We start from the raw sequence: 2285 nt of genomic DNA on the forward strand, positions 1-2285 counted from the left end.
GTGTTTCCTGTGCAATCCAATGCTCCAATGCTTTTCTGTATTCATCAGCAATCGACGTTGTACCCTTCTTAGCAGCTAATTCCTTCATTCGTATGTGTAAATGTTCGTCAATTCTTACTGTAGAACTAGACATGTAGACACCTTCCATCCTTATGTAATCTATGTTTCTATCTTTTTGTTTCATTTTAATTTTACCCTGTAGACACTAAGAACTCAAGTGCAAAGCGCTTTTATAAGGTGACGTAGACACCTTTATATCCTGCACTACCCTAATTCTATCGAATTGGGGTCACGCCTTGAACGCTTTTAGCGTTCCACGGATCTGCGTGATTCATTCCCCAGACGCAAAAAAACCGCCAAAGCTGGCGGCTTTATTTAAACGTTCTTGACCTTTTCTGGTGGTCTAGGATTTTCTAGTTTTTCGAAGCTAAGAACCGTTATAGTATCAGGCTGATCTTCGATGAATCGGGTCCCTGGGTTGCTTGCTGTTATGCGTTCAATAAAAAATGTTCGAGGATAATAGCTCTTTCCATCGTCTTCTTTTTCAATACCGAGATGTATATAAACACCTTCTAATTGATTGAAAAGTAGAAGTTCGCACTCGACATTACTGCCAGGCACTTTATGAAATTTAATTATTGTTTCTGTTGAATTCAGTAGCTTGGGTAGAAGATAAAAATAAAGCATTTTATCTTTTTTACTATTAAACGCCGTTTTCCCAGCTTTGTCCTTAAGGTGCTTAAAATTGAGCGATCCATTTTTTATGTTTTCCCATCCTAAACTACCTTTGTATCCCTTTCGTTTAGACCAATGCAATGCTCTTTCAACGATACTTTCAATACCAAGCAGGTGGCAAAAACGGTGAATTTCAAATTTCAAAGTGATTTGTTCTCCAGAGGAAATATTATAAACGTATGTATATGGTACAAGTTGTGTTTCATAAAACTGCTGCAGGAGGGGCAAATCAATTTGATTAATAGCCGGCTTTACTTGCAATGCAAGCAAAGAAGGAAGGTCGAGTAATGACATTAGTAGTCCCCTTATATAAAATAAATAAAGCTCTGATGAAATTATATCATCAGAGCTGACATTAAAAACTAAGAGACAGCTAAAAGCTCGACTACACGGTATTGTTTAACGTCCCCCCGGCGAGGATTCCAGAGCTGTCGTTCCGGATGGCTTACGCCCTACTTTTACTATAATCAATTTTAGAGCAATTTATGCATATAGTCAATGGAATTTTACCTTCTTCCAGGTTGATAAAAGTCCCTTTTAGCCGGATTTGGGTCACGTCTTGAATAGCGTTCCATGGATCGAAAAAATCATACACCAGGATCCTCGACTCCCATTTTTTCATAGAATTCTTTTTGAGAGATCTTGCCCGTATAGAGCGCATAAAACAACTCTTTTTCCTCATCTTTAATTTCTATTCCCTCGATCCGGAAGTTCCCCTTCATCTTTTCAAATGCTCTCTCAAAATCTTTTGAAACTTCACTCATGTTATTTCCCTCCAAAATAATGATAGAATAAAAGAAAAATTGAGATACGGTGATTTTATGATGGAAGATAAAGATATAAATATTATGATCGGGGAAAATGTAAGGCGATTAAGACAACTAAACAAAATGACACTTCGCGATTTGGAAAAGGAAACGGGTGTCTCTCAACCTACACTTTACGGTATCGAGAACGGTCGAGGTGCAAAAGTTGCAACCTTAGTTAGAATCTGTCGTTTCTTTAAGGTATCCTTAGATCAGATTGTTCCAGAAACAACTATTTATTCACGTGACGAAGATCAGAGCTCAACTTTTTCAGTTAATGACATTAGTGCCGCGGATCTGAAATACCTAGAAACGATTCTGGACTCAAATGTCTTACCTCTATTGGAGGTCATTCTGCCGCTTAAAACGAAGTCGGATCAATTAGAAAAAGAAAAGAAACAACAGCTTAAAAACATCATCTATTCTATTGTTGAGGGTGCTGATCAAAAAAATGCCGGGTCCCAAGAATAAAAATCAAAACCTTGGATGCAGTGAAGCTGCAGCTGCTCGGAAAGCAATTGAAAAACGCTTCGGTGTTTCGTTCGCAGAATTCATTGGAGTACGAACCCCTGAAGTCCAGAAGCGGATTGATCGGTCCCTACAAAAAGAGACGTTAAAAATGGCGTCTAAGCTATTGATGGACGATGTGGCCGAGTGAACGGATAAAGTAAAAATGAATGCAAAAAGGCTCCCGTTTGGGAGCCTTACTTATTCGGATCATAGCAGGGCGGCGTATCCTGATCT

At 38.7% G+C, this 2285-nt stretch carries 3 protein-coding genes and 1 pseudogene; 1 reads left to right on the forward strand and 3 read right to left on the reverse strand.

The annotated features are described in order from the left end of the window. The 3 genes and pseudogenes from BFJ94_RS26015 to BFJ94_RS25550 all read right to left on the reverse strand — a co-directional run. Positions 1-184: pseudogene (locus tag BFJ94_RS26015) on the reverse strand (hypothetical protein); the annotation flags it as partial. 191 nt (positions 185-375) lie between these two features. After that, positions 376-1029 carry a PBECR4 domain-containing protein gene (locus tag BFJ94_RS25085; RefSeq protein ID WP_120465411.1) on the reverse strand — a complete coding sequence of 218 codons (654 nt, stop codon included), beginning with the start codon at positions 1027-1029 and terminating at the stop codon, positions 376-378. Between the two features lie 293 nt (positions 1030-1322). Then, entirely contained in the window at positions 1323-1499 is a 177-nt protein-coding gene (locus BFJ94_RS25550; protein WP_162944425.1) for a hypothetical protein, read from the reverse strand. A gap of 57 nt (positions 1500-1556) precedes the next feature. On the opposite strand from BFJ94_RS25550, the gene BFJ94_RS25090 reads away from it, so the two are divergent. Continuing rightward, positions 1557-2012, forward strand: coding sequence for a helix-turn-helix domain-containing protein (locus BFJ94_RS25090; RefSeq protein ID WP_120465412.1), 456 nt, complete (start codon positions 1557-1559; stop codon positions 2010-2012). The last annotated feature ends 273 nt before the right edge of the window (positions 2013-2285 follow it).

The organism is Paenibacillus aceti, assembly GCF_003614185.1.
GTDB lineage: Bacteria > Bacillota > Bacilli > Paenibacillales > Paenibacillaceae > Fontibacillus > Fontibacillus aceti.